The sequence below is a fragment of the Kribbella sp. CA-294648 genome, assembly GCF_050943845.1.
Taxonomy (GTDB): domain Bacteria; phylum Actinomycetota; class Actinomycetes; order Propionibacteriales; family Kribbellaceae; genus Kribbella.
In genome coordinates this window covers 4431872-4449396 of record NZ_CP191981.1, presented here as the reverse complement: position 1 = coordinate 4449396, position 17525 = coordinate 4431872, and the positions used below count along the sequence as shown (strand labels likewise).

General features: G+C 68.3%; 16 protein-coding genes. 8 read left to right on the top strand and 8 right to left on the bottom strand.

Annotated features, from left to right (window positions below):
• Window positions 1-65 precede the first annotated feature (65 nt).
• The 4 genes from ACQPYM_RS21115 (at window position 66) to ACQPYM_RS21100 (ending at window position 4659) form a co-directional block, all read left to right on the top strand.
• Complete coding sequence (locus ACQPYM_RS21115) at window positions 66-854, top strand: SGNH/GDSL hydrolase family protein (RefSeq protein WP_433002254.1); 789 nt, start codon at window positions 66-68, stop codon at window positions 852-854.
• A 180-nt stretch (window positions 855-1034) separates the two neighbouring features.
• Window positions 1035-3359, top strand: a complete 2325-nt coding sequence (locus ACQPYM_RS21110) for a M4 family metallopeptidase (protein WP_433002251.1) — start codon at window positions 1035-1037, stop codon at window positions 3357-3359.
• An 82-nt stretch (window positions 3360-3441) separates the two neighbouring features.
• On the top strand, window positions 3442-4236 hold the full coding sequence (locus ACQPYM_RS21105) for an SRPBCC family protein (RefSeq protein ID WP_433002248.1): 795 nt from the start codon (window positions 3442-3444) through the stop codon (window positions 4234-4236).
• Window positions 4237-4269: 33 nt separating this feature from the next.
• Complete coding sequence (locus ACQPYM_RS21100; protein WP_433002245.1) at window positions 4270-4659, top strand: SgcJ/EcaC family oxidoreductase; 390 nt, start codon at window positions 4270-4272, stop codon at window positions 4657-4659.
• Between the two features lie 5 nt (window positions 4660-4664).
• On the opposite strand, the gene ACQPYM_RS21095 is transcribed toward ACQPYM_RS21100, so the two are convergent.
• The 3 genes from ACQPYM_RS21095 to ACQPYM_RS21085 form a co-directional block, all read right to left on the bottom strand.
• Complete coding sequence (locus ACQPYM_RS21095; RefSeq protein ID WP_433002242.1) at window positions 4665-6974, bottom strand: ATP-binding cassette domain-containing protein; 2310 nt, start codon at window positions 6972-6974, stop codon at window positions 4665-4667.
• Window positions 6975-7070: 96 nt separating this feature from the next.
• On the bottom strand, window positions 7071-8324 hold the full coding sequence (locus tag ACQPYM_RS21090; RefSeq protein WP_433002239.1) for an MFS transporter: 1254 nt from the start codon (window positions 8322-8324) through the stop codon (window positions 7071-7073).
• Window positions 8321-9541: an aminotransferase class V-fold PLP-dependent enzyme gene (locus ACQPYM_RS21085; RefSeq protein WP_433002236.1), complete on the bottom strand. Its 1221-nt coding sequence runs from the start codon at window positions 9539-9541 to the stop codon at window positions 8321-8323. Before ACQPYM_RS21085 ends, ACQPYM_RS21090 begins: the two co-directional genes overlap by 4 nt.
• Here ACQPYM_RS21085 and ACQPYM_RS21080 point away from each other — a divergent pair.
• On the top strand, window positions 9540-10928 hold the full coding sequence (locus ACQPYM_RS21080) for a PLP-dependent aminotransferase family protein (RefSeq protein WP_433002233.1): 1389 nt from the start codon (window positions 9540-9542) through the stop codon (window positions 10926-10928). The genes ACQPYM_RS21085 and ACQPYM_RS21080 overlap by 2 nt on opposite strands.
• Here the strand turns inward: ACQPYM_RS21080 and ACQPYM_RS21075 are convergent.
• On the bottom strand, window positions 10896-11450 hold the full coding sequence (locus ACQPYM_RS21075; protein WP_433002230.1) for a MarR family winged helix-turn-helix transcriptional regulator: 555 nt from the start codon (window positions 11448-11450) through the stop codon (window positions 10896-10898). The two genes, ACQPYM_RS21080 and ACQPYM_RS21075, sit on opposite strands and share 33 nt — an antisense overlap.
• 53 nt (window positions 11451-11503) lie before the next feature.
• Here ACQPYM_RS21075 and ACQPYM_RS21070 point away from each other — a divergent pair, with 53 nt between their 5' ends.
• The 3 genes from ACQPYM_RS21070 (at window position 11504) to ACQPYM_RS21060 (ending at window position 13982) form a co-directional block, all read left to right on the top strand.
• Window positions 11504-12223: an SDR family NAD(P)-dependent oxidoreductase gene (locus ACQPYM_RS21070; protein ID WP_433002227.1), complete on the top strand. Its 720-nt coding sequence runs from the start codon at window positions 11504-11506 to the stop codon at window positions 12221-12223.
• Between the two features lie 86 nt (window positions 12224-12309).
• On the top strand, window positions 12310-13365 hold the full coding sequence (locus ACQPYM_RS21065) for a LacI family DNA-binding transcriptional regulator (RefSeq protein WP_433002225.1): 1056 nt from the start codon (window positions 12310-12312) through the stop codon (window positions 13363-13365).
• A 314-nt stretch (window positions 13366-13679) separates the two neighbouring features.
• The gene (locus ACQPYM_RS21060; RefSeq protein ID WP_433002222.1) at window positions 13680-13982 is read left to right on the top strand and encodes a hypothetical protein; all 303 of its coding nucleotides are present in this window, start codon (window positions 13680-13682) and stop codon (window positions 13980-13982) included.
• A 122-nt stretch (window positions 13983-14104) separates the two neighbouring features.
• Here the strand turns inward: ACQPYM_RS21060 and ACQPYM_RS21055 are convergent, their stop codons facing one another.
• The 4 genes from ACQPYM_RS21055 to ACQPYM_RS21040 all read right to left on the bottom strand — a co-directional run bounded on the left by ACQPYM_RS21055 (window position 14105) and on the right by ACQPYM_RS21040 (window position 17445).
• A complete protein-coding gene (locus ACQPYM_RS21055) occupies window positions 14105-14446 on the bottom strand; it encodes a YciI family protein (protein WP_433023349.1) in 342 nt (113 codons plus the stop codon).
• Window positions 14447-14533: 87 nt separating this feature from the next.
• Window positions 14534-15310: a sugar phosphate isomerase/epimerase family protein gene (locus tag ACQPYM_RS21050; RefSeq protein ID WP_433002219.1), complete on the bottom strand. Its 777-nt coding sequence runs from the start codon at window positions 15308-15310 to the stop codon at window positions 14534-14536.
• A gap of 9 nt (window positions 15311-15319) precedes the next feature.
• Window positions 15320-16462: a mandelate racemase/muconate lactonizing enzyme family protein gene (locus ACQPYM_RS21045; protein WP_433002216.1), complete on the bottom strand. Its 1143-nt coding sequence runs from the start codon at window positions 16460-16462 to the stop codon at window positions 15320-15322.
• The gene (locus tag ACQPYM_RS21040) at window positions 16459-17445 is read right to left on the bottom strand and encodes a hydroxyacid dehydrogenase (RefSeq protein ID WP_433002213.1); all 987 of its coding nucleotides are present in this window, start codon (window positions 17443-17445) and stop codon (window positions 16459-16461) included. Before ACQPYM_RS21040 ends, ACQPYM_RS21045 begins: the two co-directional genes overlap by 4 nt.
• Window positions 17446-17525: the final 80 nt, after the last annotated feature.

Below are 17525 nucleotides of genomic sequence, written 5' to 3'. Positions count from 1 at the left end.
ATGGTGACTCTCAGTTCCCCCTGCCTTGGTTCCCCTCCCGCACCAGTGCAAAGGCGGTCCGCCCAATGAAACCCATCGCCGGAGTCATCAGCGCGGCAGTTCTCGGTACCGCGCTTCTCACCAGCCCCTCGCTCGCCCACGCCGCCGCCCCGGTCTACGTCGCGCTCGGCGACTCGTACGCTTCGGGTGTCGGCACCCGCACCTACATCGCGGACAGCGGCTCGTGTCAGCGTTCGACCCGCGCCTACCCGTACGTCGACGCCGCCCGCGTCGGCGCGGCGCTCACCTTCGTGGCTTGCTCCGGCGCCCGGGTCTCCGACGTGACGGCCAAACAGCTCGGCCCGCTGAACAGTGGCGTCAAGTGGGTCACCCTGCAGGTCGGGGGCAACGACGCCGGCTTCTCGTCGGTGATCACCGAGTGCGCCAAACCGTCCTGGCTCGGCAACTGCACGACAGCGGTCAACAACGCGCAGGCGACGATCAACAACACGCTGCCCGGCCGCCTCAACACTCTCTACGCGACTGTGCGAAGCCGGGCGTCCACGGCGAAGGTGATCATCGTCGGTTACCCCCGCCTGTTCAACGGCATCGACTGCAACGCGGCGACCTTCTTCAGCCCCGACGAGATGACCAGGCTGAACGCGACGGCCGACCTGCTGAACTCCAGGATCGCGACCGCGGCGAACGCGGCCGGCTTCAGCTTCGTGAACCCGACGTCGGCGTTCATCGGTCACGCGGTGTGTGGCAGCCCGGAGTGGATCAATGGTTTGTCCAACCCGGTCAGCGAGTCGTACCACCCGAACACCACCGGCCAGAGCGGCTACGCCAACCTGGTGGACGATCACTTGACCTAGAACGGGGAAACTCGCTCGACCTGCGCGGCGCCCCTGGACGTGATCTCATGCAGGGGTGCCGCAACGGCTTGTCCGGTGCGCGATGCCGACCCCGGAGGGGTGGCCCGGTGTCGTCCGCCGGGCAGCTTTGCGGCCGTTACGCCCGCTCAGCGTAAGCACCGCCCAAGGGGAGGAACTTCAGTGAAATCCCGTACCTTGCTCGCCGGCCTCGCGGTCGGCGCAGTCTCACTCAGCCTGACCGCTCCAGGCCTGGCGAACAGCGCTCCGGCCACCACCACAGCCACGACGACAGCCACCGCCGACAGCCCGAAGATCCGCACCGTGGAGACACCGAAGGCCGGCGGCAAAGGCCTGGTCACGAAGCGGGACGCCACCGGCCGTGCCCACTCGATCCGGCCCGCGACACCGCTGAAGGCGCCCGCCTCGGTCAGCGCGAAGGCCGCGAAGTCCGGCACCAGCAAGGCCGACGCGGTCGCCGTCGCCAAGGCCCAAGTGTCGACGATCGCCCCGTACTTCGGCGCCCGCCCGGCCGACCTGGTCGCGAAGTCGAGCGCCTTGAGCCGCTTCGGCTCGCAGGTCCGGTTCCAGCAGACCATCGACGGCGTCCCGGTGTACGGCGGCGAGATCGTCACCAACCTGACCAAGGGCGGCGCCCTGGAGTCCGCGAACGGTGAGGTCGCGCTCGCGACGTACGGGACCTTTCCGAAGGCCGATGCGGTCGAGGCCGCGAAGGCCACCGCACAGAGGTCCGCGGCAGAGGCGGTCGCGACCCGCGGCAAGCTCGACGCTTCGAAGCTGACCGCCAAGCTGGTCGGCCCGCGCTGGCTCGACCTGAGCATCGTCACCCGCCAGCCGGGCTCGGTCGCCATCCCGGTCTACCTGTACGACGTGACCGGTCCTGGCGACGTCCGTTGGCAGGCGATGGTGCACGCCTCGGCCGGCAAGGCACTGCTCGCCTGGGACATGATGCGGCACATCAACCGCGTCATCTGCGACGCGAACCGCGCGATCATCCAGACCGGCGCTGAGGACGTCCGCTGCGGTGGCGGCGTCTTCGCGCCGACCCGGGTGGAGGGCGGACCCGCATCGTCGGTACCGGACGTCAACCAGCTCTACGAGTTCATGGGTAACACCTCGGACACCTTCGCCACGCTCGGTACGGATCTCACCCAGCTGATCGGTGTCGACTATGGCGACGGCCTGGGTAAGGCGCTGCGCGGTACTGTCCGGGTTTGCATCGAGGGCAGCTGCCCGTTCGCCAACGCGTTCTGGAACGGCGAGCAGATCGCCTTCGGTGAAGGCCTCACCACCGACGACATCACGGCCCACGAACTGGCCCATGGCGTCACCCAGTACACCTCCGACCTGGCCTACCTGTGGGAGTCCGGCGCGATCAACGAGTCGCTGTCCGACATCTTCGGCGAGATCGTCGACCTGACCAACGGCTCCGCCGACGACACCCCGGCCAACCGCTGGCTGATGGGCGAGGGGTCCAGTCTCGGCGCGATCCGGTCGATGTCCGACCCGACCCAGTTCGAGCACCCGGACAAGATGACGAGTGCGCACTGGTTCGACGACGAGTTCTTCCAGGACAACGGCGGTGTGCACCTCAACTCCGGGGTCGGCAACAAGACGGCGTACCTGATCGCCGACGGCGGGTCGTTCAACGGGCAGACCGTGACCGGGATCGGCCTGGCTCGGTCCGCGGCGCTGTGGCACGAGACCCAGAAGGTGCTGACCACGGGCGCCGACTACGGTGACCTGGCCGAAGGGCTGCGCTCTGTCTGCAACAAGCTGCAGAAGCACGACGTCGCCGGTATGACGAAGGCGCACTGCGTGCAGGTCGGGCTGGCGATCAAGGCCACCGAGATGGACCTCGAGCCGGGTGTCGGCAAGCCGGCCCAGGCTCCGGTCTGCGACACCGCGGGCGCGAAGGTCAAGAACCTGATCACGACCAGCTTCAAGACCTACCCGGACGGCGTCGTCACGCGCAGCGCGGGCTGGGTGCTGGGCAAGGGTGAGGGTGCCCCGAGCCAGCTGGTCGACTCGTCGTACTCCTCGGACGGCAACGACTCGATGTTCGGTCAGATCACCGAGCCGGACGACAGCTCGATCACCGTCCAGACGGCGAACGCGATGAAGATCAAGAACGAGAAGACGTACCTGCGCTTCACCCACGCGTACAACTTCTACAACGTGTTCTTCATCTTCGCCGTCCGCACGGGCAAGGCGACGATGGAGTACTCCGCCGACAACGGCGCGACCTGGCAGGACAGCTCGGCGCTGCCGTGGAAGAACGGGCCGACCGTCGACGCGAACTTCCCCGACGAGCCGGCCGCCTGGCACGGCAACTCCGGTGGCTGGGAGACCAGCCGGCTGGAGGTCTCGCAGTTCAGCGGCGAGCTGCTGAAGTTCCGCTGGAACGGGCGCGGGGGCGACTTCTCCAACCTGATTCCGGGCCACTGGTGGCTGGACAACGCCACCATCTACACCTGCAGCCAGTAACCGGGACCGAGGCCCGGCGGACCCCGATCCGCCGGGCCTCTTCCTTGTCCCTTATATGCCTCATCGGGTATATATGGATGGCATGAACGAGACACTGACCACCGAGAACGGCCGGACGGTCCTGCGGATGGAGCGGAGCCTGCACCATCAGCCGGAGAAGGTCTGGCGAGCACTCACCGAACCGAAGGAGCTCGGCGGCTGGTTCCCGGCGGCGGTCGAGCTGGACCTGCGGCTGGACGGGCGGATCAGCTTCACCTTCCCCGAGGAGCAGGACGACACCGACGGGAACGTCGGCGTGATCCGCGCCTACGACCCGCCGCGGCTGCTCGAGTACAACTGGGGGAGCGAGATCCTGCGCTGGGAGCTGGACCCGACCGCGGACGGCTGCCTGCTGAAACTGACAGCCATCCACGACGACCGCCCCGGCTCCGCGAGCTTCACGGCCGGCTGGATCCAGTGCCTGGACGCCCTCGACCGGGTCCTCGGCGGCTCCAGCATTCCGCGCGAGCACTACGCCCTCCTGCACGAACACTTCGTGAAGGCCTACGGCCTCGACCAGGGCACCGTGCTCGACGACGGCTCGATCCACTTCGAACGCCAACTCACCGCCCCGAAGGAACAGGTCTGGCCGGCCCTCGCCGACCCCGCTTTCGTTGCTGAAGGCATCGAACGCGGCCGGCTCCTGAAGTCGGACGAGCCAGTGGAACTGACCTACGAGTGGCAACACGGCACCGTCACCTGGCACCTCCGCGACGGCAACGGCGGAGCCCGCCTGCAACTGACCCAAACCGGCCCGGCCAAACAGTTCCTCGACCCCTGGCACGACCTGATCGAGACCCTCGCAAGGAACCTGGCCACCACCACTGCAGCCTCTTGACCTCAAGGCTTGTTGAGGTTCTACGGTCTGGCTATGACCATGGACGAGAAGCTGATCCGGGACCTCGTGTCCCGCAGCCAGGATGCTCAGATCGACCCCGAAGTACTGCCCGCACTGCACACCGATGACATGGTCATCGTCAACGTGGCCGGCCGCCGGCTGTTCGGGCGGGACTCCTTCTCGTCGGCGATGGCGTCGGCGCTGTCCTCGCCGCTCAAGGATGTCCGGACCACGCTGGAGATCGAGGACATCCGGTACGCCGCCCCGGACGTCGCGATCGTGAGCCTGACCAAGACGATCCACGACGAGCGCCCCGAGGCCGGCCAGGACGCCCTGCCGTCGACCGGCGCGATGACCTATGTGCTGACTCGCGCCGGTGACGACTGGCGGATCGCCTTGGCTCAGACCACTCCGATCCACTGACGGTCTTACACGTCGACGGTGACCGGGGTGCCGACGTACTGGCGGAGGTGTTCGGCGGTGAGGGAGGCGCTGCTTTCGACCAGGTCGGCGGGGATGCCGGTGAAGACGATCTGGCCGCCGTCGTGGCCGGCGCCGGGACCGAGGTCGATCAGCCAGTCGGCGTGCGCCATCACCGCCTGGTGATGCTCGATGACGATCACCGTGTTGCCGTCGTCGACGAGTTTGTCGAGCAGGGTGAGCAGCTGGTCGACGTCGGCCAGGTGCAGCCCGGTGGTCGGCTCGTCCAGGATGTACGTCGTCCCCTTCCGGCCCATGTGGATCGCCAGCTTCAGCCGCTGCCGCTCACCACCCGACAGGGTCGTCAATGGTTGCCCCAGGCCCAGATATCCGAGGCCGACGGCCACCAGCCGGTCGAGGATCGCCCGGGCCGGTCCGCGCTCGAAGAACGACCGCGCTTCGGTGGCCGACATACTCAGTACTTCGCTGATGTTCTTCCCGCGCAGCTTGTACGCGAGCACCTCCGGGGTGAACCGCGCACCGTTGCAGTCCTCACACACCGACGACACCTCGGCCATCATCGCCAGGTCCGTGTAGACCACCCCGAGCCCTTTGCAGGTGGCGCAGGCGCCGACCGAGTTCGCACTGAACAGCCCCGGCTTCACCTTGTTCACCTTGGCGAACTCGGCCCGGATCGGATCGAGCAGTCCCGTGTACGTCGCCGGGTTGCTCCGGCGCGACCCCCTGATCGGATCCTGCCCGGCGACGATCACGCCATCCCGCCCGCCGAGCGACCCGTGGATCAACGAACTCTTCCCCGACCCGGCAACCCCGGTGACGACGGTGAGCACTCCGAGTGGGATGTCGACGCTGACGTCCCGCAGGTTGTGCAATGTGGCGCCCTCGATCCGCAGGCTCCCGGTCGGCTGCCGCACCTGGTCCCGCAGCGCCACCCGATGGTCCAGGTACCGCCCGGTCAGCGACCCCGACTTCTTCAGACCCTTCAGATCACCCGCGTAGCAAAGCCGCCCGCCAGCCCGCCCGGCGCCCGGCCCGAGGTCGACCACATAGTCGGCGATCGCGATCGTCTCGGGTTTGTGCTCGACGACCAGCACTGTGTTGCCCTTGCCGCGCAACTGCAGCAGCAGCTCGTTCATTCGCTGGATGTCATGCGGGTGCAGCCCAACCGTCGGCTCGTCGAACACGTAGGTGACGTCGGTCAGGCTCGACCCGAGATGCCGGACCAGCTTCACCCGTTGCGCCTCACCACCGGACAGCGTCGACGACTCCCGGTCGAGACTGAGGTAGCCCAGCCCGATGTCGACCATCGACTCGAGCATGGCCAGCAGCCCCTCCAGCAAGGGCCCGACCGAGGCGTCCTTGATACCCCGGACGAACTCGGCCAGGTCGCTGATCTGCATCCGCGAGCACTCGGCGATCCCGATGCCGTCGATCCGCACCGACCGGGCCGCCTCGTTGAGCCGGGCACCGGCACAGTCCGGGCAGCGGACGAGTTTCACCGCCCGATCGGCGAACACCCGGACGTGGTTCTGCATCGAGTCGCGATCCTTGGCCAGCAACTGCCGGCGTACCTTCGTGACCAGTCCTTCGAAGGTCAGGTTGCTGGTGCCGATCTTCACCTTCATGGCCGGCTGGTAGAGGAACTGCTCCCACTGCTCGGCCGGATAGTCCTTCAGCGCCAGGTCCGGGTCGAACAGTCCCGAGGTGGCCATCAGCTGCCAGTACCACGTGCCGACGGCGAACCCGGGCACCCTCACGGCACCCTCGTTCAGGCTCAGCGACCGGTCGACGAACTCGTCGAGGTCGATCTCCGAGGACTTGCCCAGACCCTCACAGGTCGGGCACATCCCGTCCGCGAGGTTGAAGCTGAACGCCGACGGCGACCCGATCCGCGGCGCACCGAGCCGGCTGAACAGGATCCGCAGCATCGTGTGCGCGTCGGTCGCGGTGCCGACCGTCGAGCGGGCGTTGGCGCCGATCCGTTCCTGGTCGACGATGATCGCAGCACTCAGGTTGCGCAGCGAGTCGACGTCCGGGCGGGCCAGGCTGGGCATGAAGTTCTGGACGAAGGCGGTGTAGGTCTCGTTGATCAGCCGCTGCGACTCGGCGGCGATGGTGTCGAAGACGAGCGAGGACTTGCCCGATCCGGAGACGCCGGTGAAGACGGTCAGCCGGCGCTTGGGGATGTCGACGGACACCCCGGCGAGGTTGTTCTCGCGGGCGCCGCGGACCTGGATGACGTCGTGGCTGTCGGCAACTTCGTGGCCGGAAAACTCCAGCAATTTCGTAGCAGGCATGCATTCAAGTTTCTCATTGACGTGCCCGTAAAGACTTTTCCCGTACTACGGCCTGCCACTGAGCGTGGATGCTCGGCTCAACCTTCTAACAGCAGGTTAAGCCTCTAGTGCGGGGTCAGGCAGTCGGCGAAGCCGGGCGACCGGTGAAAGGAAGACAGCCACCACCACGATGGCCGACCCGATCGCGGCGACGGTCAGCGCGCCTCGTGCGCCGAGCGCCTCCGCGAGCAGGCCCGCGCTGAGACCGCCGAGCGCTCCGCCGCCGAACAACAGTGTGCGGAACACCGCCGTCATCCGGCCCATCATCGCCTGCGGCGTGCTGAGCTGTCGCAGGCTGACGATGATGACGCCGGCCACGCCGAGCCCCAGATAGGTGACGAAGAAGGACAGCACGAACATCGCCACCCAGGTGCCCGGTGCGATCACGAGCAGCGTGGGACCCAGCAGCAACAACGACTGGGCGATCAGGTAGACCCGTCCGACCGGGAAGCGGGCCACGATCCGCCGGGCCAGGCCGGCTCCGAGGAGTCCGCCGGCCGAGGCGGTCGCGAAGATCAGGCCGAGGGTCTGCGCTCCGAGCTGGAGGTCGTTGGTGGCGTAGAGCAGGAACATCGTCCAGACGGTGATCATCGAGAAGTTGCAGCAGCAGCCGATCAGCGCGAGCGCGCGCAGGACCGGCGTACCGAAGACCCAGCGCAAGCCGTCGCGGAGCTCGGCCGCGACCGGGCGGCGCAAGGCCGGATCCGGTCGTGGCTCGGCCTTTCGGATCAACAGCAGGGAGATCGCCGACAACAAGTACGAGCAGGCATCGGCGATCAGGGCCACCGGTGCCGTGAGCCAGCTGATCAGCAGGCCGGCCAGTCCCGGGCCGGCCACATCCGCGGCCGATGAGCTGACGGCCAGTTTCGAACTCGCTTCGACGTAGTGGCGGGGATCCTCCACCAGAACGGGCACGTAGGACATCCAGCTCACGTCGTACAGGACCGAGGCGATGCCGATCGCGCACGCCATCGCCAGCAGCGAAGGCAGGCTGAGCAGGTCCAGCCAATGCAGCACCGGGATCAGGGCCAGCAGGACCATCCGGACCAGGTTCGCGCCCAGCATCACGCGCCGCCGCCGGGCGCGATCGACCCAGACACCGAAGATCAGCGCCAGGCCGAGGTACGGCGCCAGCTGGAGGAAGCGCAGTACGCCGACCTCACTGTCGCTCGCGCCGAACGCGTGGATCGCGGTCAGCGGGAGCGCCAGCGTCGTGACCTGGGTGCCGAGCAGGGACAGGCTCTCGCCGAACCAGAACCGCAGGAAGTCCCTGTTGCGCCACAAGGTCGGCGGTTCGGCCAGTGTGGTCATCCGGCCGCCCGGAGTTCCGCGACAGCCGCGATGACCTGGCTGACCTCGTCCTCGGTGTTGTAGTAGTGCGGTGACAACCGCAGGCACCAGTCGACGTCCTTGTCACCGAAGTCGAACTGGGCGAACCGCCGGAAGCTCAGCGCCGAATTGATGCCCCGGGCATCCATCGCCGCCTTGAACTCCTCAGCCTGCCAGCCTTCAACCGCGATCGTGACGAGCCCACCCAACTGCTCACCCCGATCCAGCGCCCGTACGCCGGGCAGCGCGTCGAGCCCGTCACGCAAGCGGCCGGCGAGCAACGGAGTCCGCGCGGAGATCGCGTCCAGCCCGACTGTGCGCGCGTACCGCACGGCCGCCGCGCAACCGAGAACTGTTGCGTAGGGCATCTCCCACTCCTCGAAGCGGGCCGCCGTCGCGCTGGCCACGTAGGCCTCCCCGGCCGTCCACGTCGCGCCGTGCATGTCGATGAACAGCGGCTCGTACCCAGCCTGCAGGAACCGGTCCGAGACGAAGAGGAAGCCCGAGCCGCGCGGACCCCGCAGGAACTTGCGGCAGGTCCCGGTCAGCAAGTCGCAACCGATCTCCTCGACATCGATCGGGTACTGCCCGACCGACTGGCAGGCGTCGACCAGATACAGCAGCTCCAGTTCACGGCAGTGCCGGCCGATCTCCGCGACCGGCTGGACGAGACCGGAGTTCGTCGGGATGTGCGTCGCCGCGACCAGTCGCGGCCGGTGTTCCTTCATCAGCTGAGCCATCGCCTCGACGTCGACCCCGCCCGTGGGCAGGTCCGGCGCGTGCACGATCGCGACGCCGAAGCGCCGGCGCAGCGAGAGGAACGCGATCTGGTTGGAGATGAAGTCGTTCCGGGTGGTCAGGATGACGTCGCCTCGTTCGAACGGGATCGCCGAGAGGGCGGTCGCGTAGGCGTGGGTCGCACTGCCGGAGAAAGCGATGTTGTCAGGACCGCAGTTGATCAAGGCGGCCAGCTCGGTGTAGAACTCGCGGACCTGATCGGCCTTGGCGGCCGAGGCCTCGTACCCGCCGATCCGCGCCTCCAGCTGGAGGTGGTCGAGCATCGTAGTCAGGACGGGTTTGGCCAGCAGACCGCAGCCGGCGTTGTTGAAGTGGATCACCTGCTCGCAGCCCGGGGTGTCCGCCCGGAGACCCGGAAGTGATTCCCAGCTGGACTCAGTAGCGCTACCATGTGCTCTCATGTCAGACAGTAGCACTACTGAGGAGCTGCTGGGCGTCCTCCGTCGCCTGGTCGAGCAGAGCGCGCCGGGGGACAAGCTGCCCAGCAGTCGCGACCTCATCGACCGCCATCGCGTCGGTCCCGGCACGGTCTCAAGGGCGATTGCCCAACTGACCGCCGAAGGTGCTGTTATCACCCGCCCGGGCAGCGGAACCTTTGTCGCACCGAGGCCGCAGGCGACGGAGCTCCCGATCGACACCGCGTGGCAGACCGTCACACTGGCCGACCGAAGCGTCGACTCGAGAGCGCTCAGGGACTCACTCGGACCAGCGCCCGAGGGTGCCATCCGTCTCGACGGCGGCTACCTGCACCCTTCGCTGCAGCCAACTCGTGGTCTGAGTGCCGCGTTAGCCCGGGCCGCCCGTCGCCCCGACGCCTGGGACCGCGCGCCCGCCAGCGGGCTCACGACGCTGAGGACCGTGTTCGCGAGGATGGCCGGCGCAGGTACGACCGCAGAGGACGTGCTCGTCACCGCCGGCGGCCAGAGTGGTCTCTCGATCGCCTTCCGCGCGATCGCCGGCCCGGGGACACCAGTCCTCGTCGAGTCGCCGACGTATCCAGGCGCTCTGGCCGCGGCCCGCGCCGCCGGTCTCAGTCCCGTGCCCGTTCCGATTGACGATCAAGGACTCCGCCCTGACCTGCTGGCCGATGCATTCGCAAGATCAGGCGCCCGCCTGCTGTACTGCCAGCCGACGTACCAGAATCCGACTGGGGCGGTGCTGGCCGCCGATCGACGCCGGCGGGTCCTCGAGGTGGCTCGCGATGCCGGTGCGTTCATCCTCGAGGACGATTTCGCCCGCCTCCTGGGACACGGCGCGTCGGTCCCCGAGCCGCTGCTGGCCGAGGATCGCGACGGCCGGGTCGTCTACCTCACCTCGCTGACCAAACCGGCCGCGCCGAGTCTGCGAATCGGGGCCCTGATTGCCCGCGGACCGGTGCTCGAACGGTTGCGGGCCATCCGCCAGGTCGACGACTTCTTCGTACCGCGTCCATTGCAGGAAGCGGCCCTCGAGCTCCTCGGATCACCCGGCTGGGAGCGTCATCTCCGGACTCTCGCGGGTTCACTGCGGCAGCGATCGCAGACTCTCGTCGCCGCACTCGGCCAGGCGCAACCCGCCTGGGCCGTGACCGGTCCACCCGACGGCGGCCTTCATCTCTGGGTCCGCCTGCCGCCGGATGTCGACGACACGACCGTCGCCGCCGAGGCGCGGCGACTCGGTGTTGTGGTCAGCGCCGGCAGCCGGTACTTCGCCACCGAGAAGCCCGGCTCCTGGCTGCGTTTCAACTTTGCCGCGGCGGCCGATCCTGCCGAGCTGTCAACGGCCGCGCGCCGCCTTGGCGGGATCTGAGGCCACCCGGTCGGTCACGTCGTCGAGCAACAGTTGCAGTTTGCTCGCCAGCAGGTCCCGCTCGGTCGGGGTGAGCGACGAGACGAGCTCGGACTCCCGGCTCAGGACCTGGTCGACGGTTCGCTCGATCAGGGCATGACCCGCGTCAGTGAGCGACACGACCACGGCCCGGGATCCGTCCGTCCGCGTACGCCGCTCCACCAGGCCGGCCTGCTCACCCCGGGCGACGCGCTGCGAGATCGCGCCGGCTGTGACGAGGGTCCGTTCCGCGAGCTGGCGCGTGGTCAGCTCGTACGGCGTACCGGCGCGGCGCAGCACGCTGAGCAGGTCGAGCGTGGCCGGGTCGACACCGAGTTCGGTGAGGAGGCGTCGCCGGTCGTCGGCGAACAGCTTGGCCAGCCGCCACAGGGGAGTGACGATGCCGATCGAGTCGGTCGGCGCACCGGGGCGTTCCCGTTGCCAGGCGTCGGCGATCGCCGAGGCCGGGTACGGGCTGGCCTGGTCCAGCGGGTAGGAGTCCACCAGGCCATGCTACGTTTAGGGCTAAACATTTAGACCTAAACGAGGAGTTCGGCGTGTCCAGAACGATTGTGGTGACCGGCGGCGGAACGGGAATCGGCCGGGCCGTGGCGGAACGGTTCCGCCAGGACGGCGACCAGGTGGTGATCACCGGACGGCGTCCCGACGTCCTCGAGAAGGCAGCGGCCGAGTTCGGCGCGCGGGCCGTGGTCTGCGACGGCACCGATCCCGCCCAGGTCCGCCGGCTGGCCGAGCAGCTGGGCGAGGTGCACGTGCTCGTCAACAACGCCGGCGGCAACGTCGACTTCACCGGTTCGTCCGTTGACGACGATCTGGAGCAGGTGAAGCTGAGCTGGCTGGCCAATCTCGAGGCCAACCTGCTGACCGCCGTCCTGGCGTCGGCAGCCATCGGCCCGCGGCTCGCCGACGGGGGAGCGGTGGTGCACGTCGGCTCGATCGCCGGCGCCAGCGGCTCCGGATCGTACGGCGCCTCGAAGGCCGCCCTGGCGGTCTGGAACCAGAACCTGGCCGCCGAGCTCGGCCCGCGTGGCATCACCTCGAACGTCGTCGCGCCCGGCTTCACCGCGGACACCGAGTTCTTCGGTGACCGGCTGACCAGCGAGCGGCGCCAGAAGTTGCTAGAGGCAACCATGACCAAACGCGAAGGTGAGGTGCCCGACGTGGTCGCCGCGATCCACTTCCTCGCCTCGCCGGGAGCGCGGCACATCACCGGCCAGGTTCTGCACGTGAACGGCGGCGCGCTCACCACCCGCTGAGTCCCGCCGAGCCACGACGTCCGGCTCGATGCCGGTGACAACGAAGGCATCGCCGGCCTGCCCCGGTCGTCGGGAACAATGGGGCCATGCGTGCCACGGTCAAAGACGTCGCGAAGCTGGCCGGGGTGTCGCCGAAGACGGTCTCCAACGTCATCAACGGCGTCGTGTTCGTCCGCCCGGAGACCCGGGCGCGGGTCGAGCAGGCGCTGGCCGAGCTCGACTACGTGCCCAACCTGAGCGCCCGCGGCCTGCGCAACGGCCGGTCCGGGATGATCGGCCTGGCCCTGCCCGACCTGCTCCGGCCGTACTCCGCGGAGATCACCCACCTGGTCGTCGAGCTGGCTCACCAGCGCGGCTGGGGAGTGCAGATCGAGCAGACCGCGGCGGAACCGCAGCGCGAGTTCGAGCTGTTGTCCAAGGCCCGCGCCCACCTGGTCGACGGGCTGATCCTGAACCCGATCAATCTCGACGACAGCGCGGTGACGACCGCGGGCCCGTTGCCGGCGGTCGTCCTGATCGGCGACGTGGACCAGGACATGGTCAGCCAGGTCGCGATCGACAACGTCGCCGCCGCGCGCGACATGACCCGGCATCTGCTGGACCAGGGCTACCGGCGGATCGCCGCGGTCGGCACCCCGGAGATCCCGAGCGGCTCCAGCGGCACCGGCCGGATCGGCGGCTCCACCGACGCGGCCGGTACGGCGGCGGCGCGGCTCCGCACCCTCGGCTATCGCGAGGCACTGGCCGAAGCCGGCATCGATCCCGACCCGGAGCTGGAGGTCGCGCTCGACCGCTGGAGCCCGGAAGGCGCGGCGACGGTGGTCGGGCGCTATCTGGCCGAGCACGAACCGCCGGAGGCGTTCTTCTGCTTCACCGACACGATCGCCGTCGGCACGCTGTCGGCGCTGTGGACGGCGGGTCTCGCAGTACCGGCCGACTGTGCGGTCGCCGGGTTCGACAACATCGGCGAGAGCCGGTTCACCGTGCCGCCGCTCACCACGGTCGACTTCGACCGGCGCCTGTTCGTCGAGTCGGCGCTCGATCTGCTGGCCGAGCGGATGGCGGACAAGGACACCAGGCCACGCCGGGTGATGATCCCGCACCGCATCATCACCCGCGCCAGCACCGTCCGCCCGTCCTGACCCTTGGACACTTTGTTGCCCTGAGCAACTGGTTTGCGCCGGGCGGTCCCCATGGCCGGTTTCGGCGCGAGCTGTTTCGGTGGGCGGTAGATCGCTGGACAATGGTTTCGGCAGGCGGGATTCCGTGAGTCATCCCTTGAAAACACCGTCACTGTGAGCAAGGCTGCCGTGGTCACTTCAGCGCCGGAACCGGTGCGGAAGGGCGGCAACTGGTGATCGGTACCGCGCGGTGAAGGCCGTCGCGTGGCACTGACAGTTGCCTGGTCAAACAACTGTTCCTCGGGGGAACGAAGAGAGGGGGATGTGTGTCACCGATGAAGAGGCTCGCCGAGCAGTGCCGTGGTGTGAGGAGTCACGGTACGTCGGAACTCGGCCGGGCTGCGATCCAACCAGCGGTCTGTACCGGCGTCCACGAGGTGAACTCGTCGATCCAGTCCGGGCAGCCGCGCCGAGTGGCGGTCCTGAGGCTCAGTAACGGCCTCACCACCACACTGCGTCTCGGCAACGGCGTGCAGGCGCCGGAGCGGGGCGCGACCGTGTTCGTCCAGGGTGGCCGTGGGAGAGGCGATCAGCCCGACTCAGGTGGGGTCACCCTCGCGCCGGGATACTCCGGCTGACGGGCGAACAGACCCACAACGGGTGCACCCAGCCTGCGGCTGGGCATACCGGCTGAATCAGTGACTCGCCGGTCTCAGGTCAACGCCGAGCTGAGACCGGCAAGTCCCTGGTACGCCGGGGGTCACTCCTCGAAGGGGTCTGTCAGCGCTCGGACCTCGATCGGGGAGTGGCGGGCTTCGGGGAGCCTCGCGGCGAGTTCGGTCGCGCGCTCGAGGGTGCAGTCGAGCAGGTAGTAGCCGGCCAGCACCTCCTTGGACTCCGAGAACGGCCCGTCCGTCACGGCCGGTACGCCGTCCTTGACCTGGACGACGCGGGCGTTCTCGACGGTCAGCCCGTCGGCGGCCAGCAGCTCTCCGTTCGCGCGGGTCTCGGCCAGGATCGCGCGATGCACGGCGTACACCGCCTCGATCCCTTCCTGGTCCAACGCGTCCCACGTCTCGGTGTTGCCGTAGATCAGCAGCATGTACTTCACAGCGACTCCTCTGGTTTCGGACAACAGAGACGTCGGAGCCCTCCGCGTCACCTCGACATCATCACCCGCGGCCGGGTTTCACGCCCAGGTGGCGCCGGCGATTGTGACAGCTGCCTGGGCGAATTCCAGGTCGGCGCGCAAGCGGGTCTCGACGGGCACCGACAGGTCGGAGTACTGGGCGGTGAGGCAGATGGGGCCGGTGTAGGTCTTGAGGTTGTGGAGGACGGTGGGCCAGTCGGAGAGGCCTTCGTCTGCCTGGCCGAACCAGGTCTTCCAGCCGTCGTCAGTGCGGACGTACTTCGCGTTCTTGAGATTCACGATCCCCAGCCGGTCCCTCACCAGGTCGAGCGTGATCGCGGGGTCGTCGCCGGCGAGAGCGTCGTGAGCCGCGTCCCAGACCACCTTGAACTCCTCGGACAGACCGTCCAGCAACTGCAGGACCCCGAGAGACGACGTGACGAACCGACCGTGATGAGGCTGCACACCAACCTGTACGCCGTACTGCCGCACGAGCGCGACAGCATCCTCCAACTCCCGCCTGATCCGGCGGACCGACGCGGCGTACCCGTCCGGACCGATCGGGGCCATGATGCGGATCATCGGAACACCCGCCTCGGCGCAGGCGGCGAACGCGCTCTCCGACAGGTCGCTCGCGATGCTGATCGGCTCGACGCCCTCGGCACGCAACTGGCCGACGAAGCCCGGCAGCACGGCCTCGGCGGTGGCCGGGGTGACGTAGGCGGTGTCGCGGACGGGAATCTCGGCGCCGGTGAAGCCGAGACCGGCGACCAGCTTGCCCAGCTCGCCACCGGGCAGCCCGGACCACGGTTTGGTGAAGACGGACCAGGTATTCACGGTGACTCCTCAGCTGAAGAGCAGGTCGATCGACTCGGCGCGGATGCGGTCCTCGTCGACCTGGACGCCCAGACCGGGCGCGGTGGGGACCGTTGCGACGGCCTTGGTGATGGTGAGCCCCTCGACGTACAGGTCCGCGAGCAGTTCCGGGCCGTTCAGCTCCGCGGGTAGTGCCAGGTCCAGTTGGCTGAACAGGTGCAGCGCGGCCGCGAAGCCGATGCCGCAGTCCGTCAGGCCGCTGGCGAGGATCTCGACGCCGCCGGCGAGCGCGACCTGAGCGGTCTTGAGCGCGTTGCGCAGCCCGCCGGACTTGCAGATCTTCACCACCACCAAGTCGGCGGCGTCGAGCTGGATCGCCCGGGCCAGATCCTGCGCGGTGAAGCTGCCCTCGTCGATCGCGACCGGCAGGTCGATCAGCTCCCGGACCCGGCGCAGGGCCAGCAGGTCGGTACTGGGCACTGGTTGCTCGATGCAACGAATCGAGGGGAGGTGGCGGGTGCGGTCGAGCAACTGCCGGAGCGCGCTCGGCCGGTACGATTGGTTGGCGTCCAGCCACAACGGCTTCGCCCCGGCGACTTCCGCGACCGCCTCGATCGCGGCGGCGTCGGCATCCAGGTCACCACCGATCTTCACCTTGTACGCCGCATAGTCCGACGACTGCTGCGCGTGCTCGCGAACAGCATCCGGCGGACCAACCCCGATCGCGGAGCACAGCGCGATCTCGTCGTGCACCTTCCCGCCCAGCAGTGCATGCACCGGTACGCCGGCCAGCTTGCCGGCCGCGTCGTGCATCGCCAGATCCACCGCCGCGCGAGCGAACGGGAAACCGTTCGAGACCGACGGGCTCAGCCGTTTGCTCACCCGTTGGTGGAACAACTCGCTGTCGAAGGGCGTCAGCTCCAGCAGGATCGGTTCGAGGTGTCGCTTGATCACCACCGCGATCGTCTCGGCCGTCTCGTAGCTCCAGCTGGGGAGCGCTCGCTGCTCGCCCCAGCCGACGACGCCGTCCTCGGTCGTCAGCTTCACGAACACGACAGCCGTGGCCTGGTCCGGCGTCTGGCCGGGGGAGCCGACCGCGCCGCTGCCGAGCACGAACCGCCGCGCGAAAGGCACCGCGACCGGAAACACCTCGACCGACCTGATATTGCTCATGCGGCCATCGCCCAGACCGCGGGATCGACGAAACTCGGCCCACGGACGCCGTCGTCCAGCCAGCGCAGTACGTCGGCGATGACGTAACCGGCCAGCGCGAGGTGGCCTTCGACGGTGTCGCCGGCGATGTGCGGGGTCAGCAACAGGTTCGGCGCGGCCAGGACGTCGGGACCGAACTTCGGCGGCTCGGGATCGAAGACATCGAGGGCGGCGAAGAGGCGCCCGTCGAGACAGTGCTCCAGCAACGCCGGCTGATCGATCGCCGGTCCGCGCGACGAGTTGACGAGGATCGCCTGGTCGGGAAGCTGCTCGATCAGCTTCCGCGTCACCAGGCCGCGAGTCTCCGGCACATCGGGCACGTGGATGGAGACGAACCGGCACTGCAACGTCTCTTCCAGCCCGGCCGTCCGTACGCCGAGCTGCCCTGCGCGCTCCGGTGTCAGGTAGGGGTCGTAGACGACGATGTCGCAGCCGAAGGGTTTGAGCAGGGTGATCAGCGCTCGGGCAGTCGAGCTCGCGCCGAGGATGCCGACCTTCTGGCCGGCCAGCTCGCCGCCGCGCAAGTGCGGCTGCTTCCATCCGCCTGCCCGTAGCGCCTGGTCGAACTGGGGGAGTCGCCGCGCGAGGGTCAGCATCGAGGCCAGGCAGTATTCGCCCACGGACCAGGCGATTCGCGTGCCGGCGGAGAAGACCGCGACGCCCTGGTCGAGGATCGCGGGGTCGACGAGCTTCTTCACGGAGCCGGCAGCGTGCGCGACCACCTTGGGTCCGTTGCCGTCAGCCCACAGTTCTTTGCCGAGGTGCGGCGTACCCCAGCTGGTGAGGACGACGTCTGAGCCGCCGATCAGGCTGGCAACCGCGTCGGGGCTGAGGTCTGATCCTGCCCACCGCACGTCGAACCTCTGCGCGAGCAGCTCGCGAGTCTCCGGGCCGCAGACGTCGTCGGCTCGTTCGGGGGTCATCACCACGGCAAGTTTGGGCAAGCTGACTCCTCGGGTCGGGACGGTTCCAGACTCGACGGTAAAGGCTTTCCGTTATGCTCGTCCAAGCCCATTTCCGCATC

Excerpts from the sequence above, each read along its gene's own strand:
- ACQPYM_RS21115 (WP_433002254.1), top strand. The coding sequence starts at position 66 with ATGAAACCCATCGCCGGAGTCATCAGCGCGGCAGTTCTCGGTACCGCG.
- ACQPYM_RS21105 (WP_433002248.1), top strand. The coding sequence starts at position 3,442 with ATGAACGAGACACTGACCACCGAGAACGGCCGGACGGTCCTGCGGATG.
- ACQPYM_RS21100 (WP_433002245.1), top strand. The coding sequence starts at position 4,270 with ATGACCATGGACGAGAAGCTGATCCGGGACCTCGTGTCCCGCAGCCAG.
- ACQPYM_RS21095 (WP_433002242.1), bottom strand. The coding sequence starts at position 6,974 with ATGCCTGCTACGAAATTGCTGGAGTTTTCCGGCCACGAAGTTGCCGAC.
- ACQPYM_RS21090 (WP_433002239.1), bottom strand. The coding sequence starts at position 8,324 with ATGACCACACTGGCCGAACCGCCGACCTTGTGGCGCAACAGGGACTTC.
- ACQPYM_RS21080 (WP_433002233.1), top strand. The coding sequence starts at position 9,540 with ATGTCAGACAGTAGCACTACTGAGGAGCTGCTGGGCGTCCTCCGTCGC.
- ACQPYM_RS21085 (WP_433002236.1), bottom strand. The coding sequence starts at position 9,541 with ATGAGAGCACATGGTAGCGCTACTGAGTCCAGCTGGGAATCACTTCCG.
- ACQPYM_RS21065 (WP_433002225.1), top strand. The coding sequence starts at position 12,310 with ATGCGTGCCACGGTCAAAGACGTCGCGAAGCTGGCCGGGGTGTCGCCG.
- ACQPYM_RS21060 (WP_433002222.1), top strand. The coding sequence starts at position 13,680 with ATGAAGAGGCTCGCCGAGCAGTGCCGTGGTGTGAGGAGTCACGGTACG.
- ACQPYM_RS21055 (WP_433023349.1), bottom strand. The coding sequence starts at position 14,446 with ATGCTGCTGATCTACGGCAACACCGAGACGTGGGACGCGTTGGACCAG.
- ACQPYM_RS21045 (WP_433002216.1), bottom strand. The coding sequence starts at position 16,462 with ATGAGCAATATCAGGTCGGTCGAGGTGTTTCCGGTCGCGGTGCCTTTC.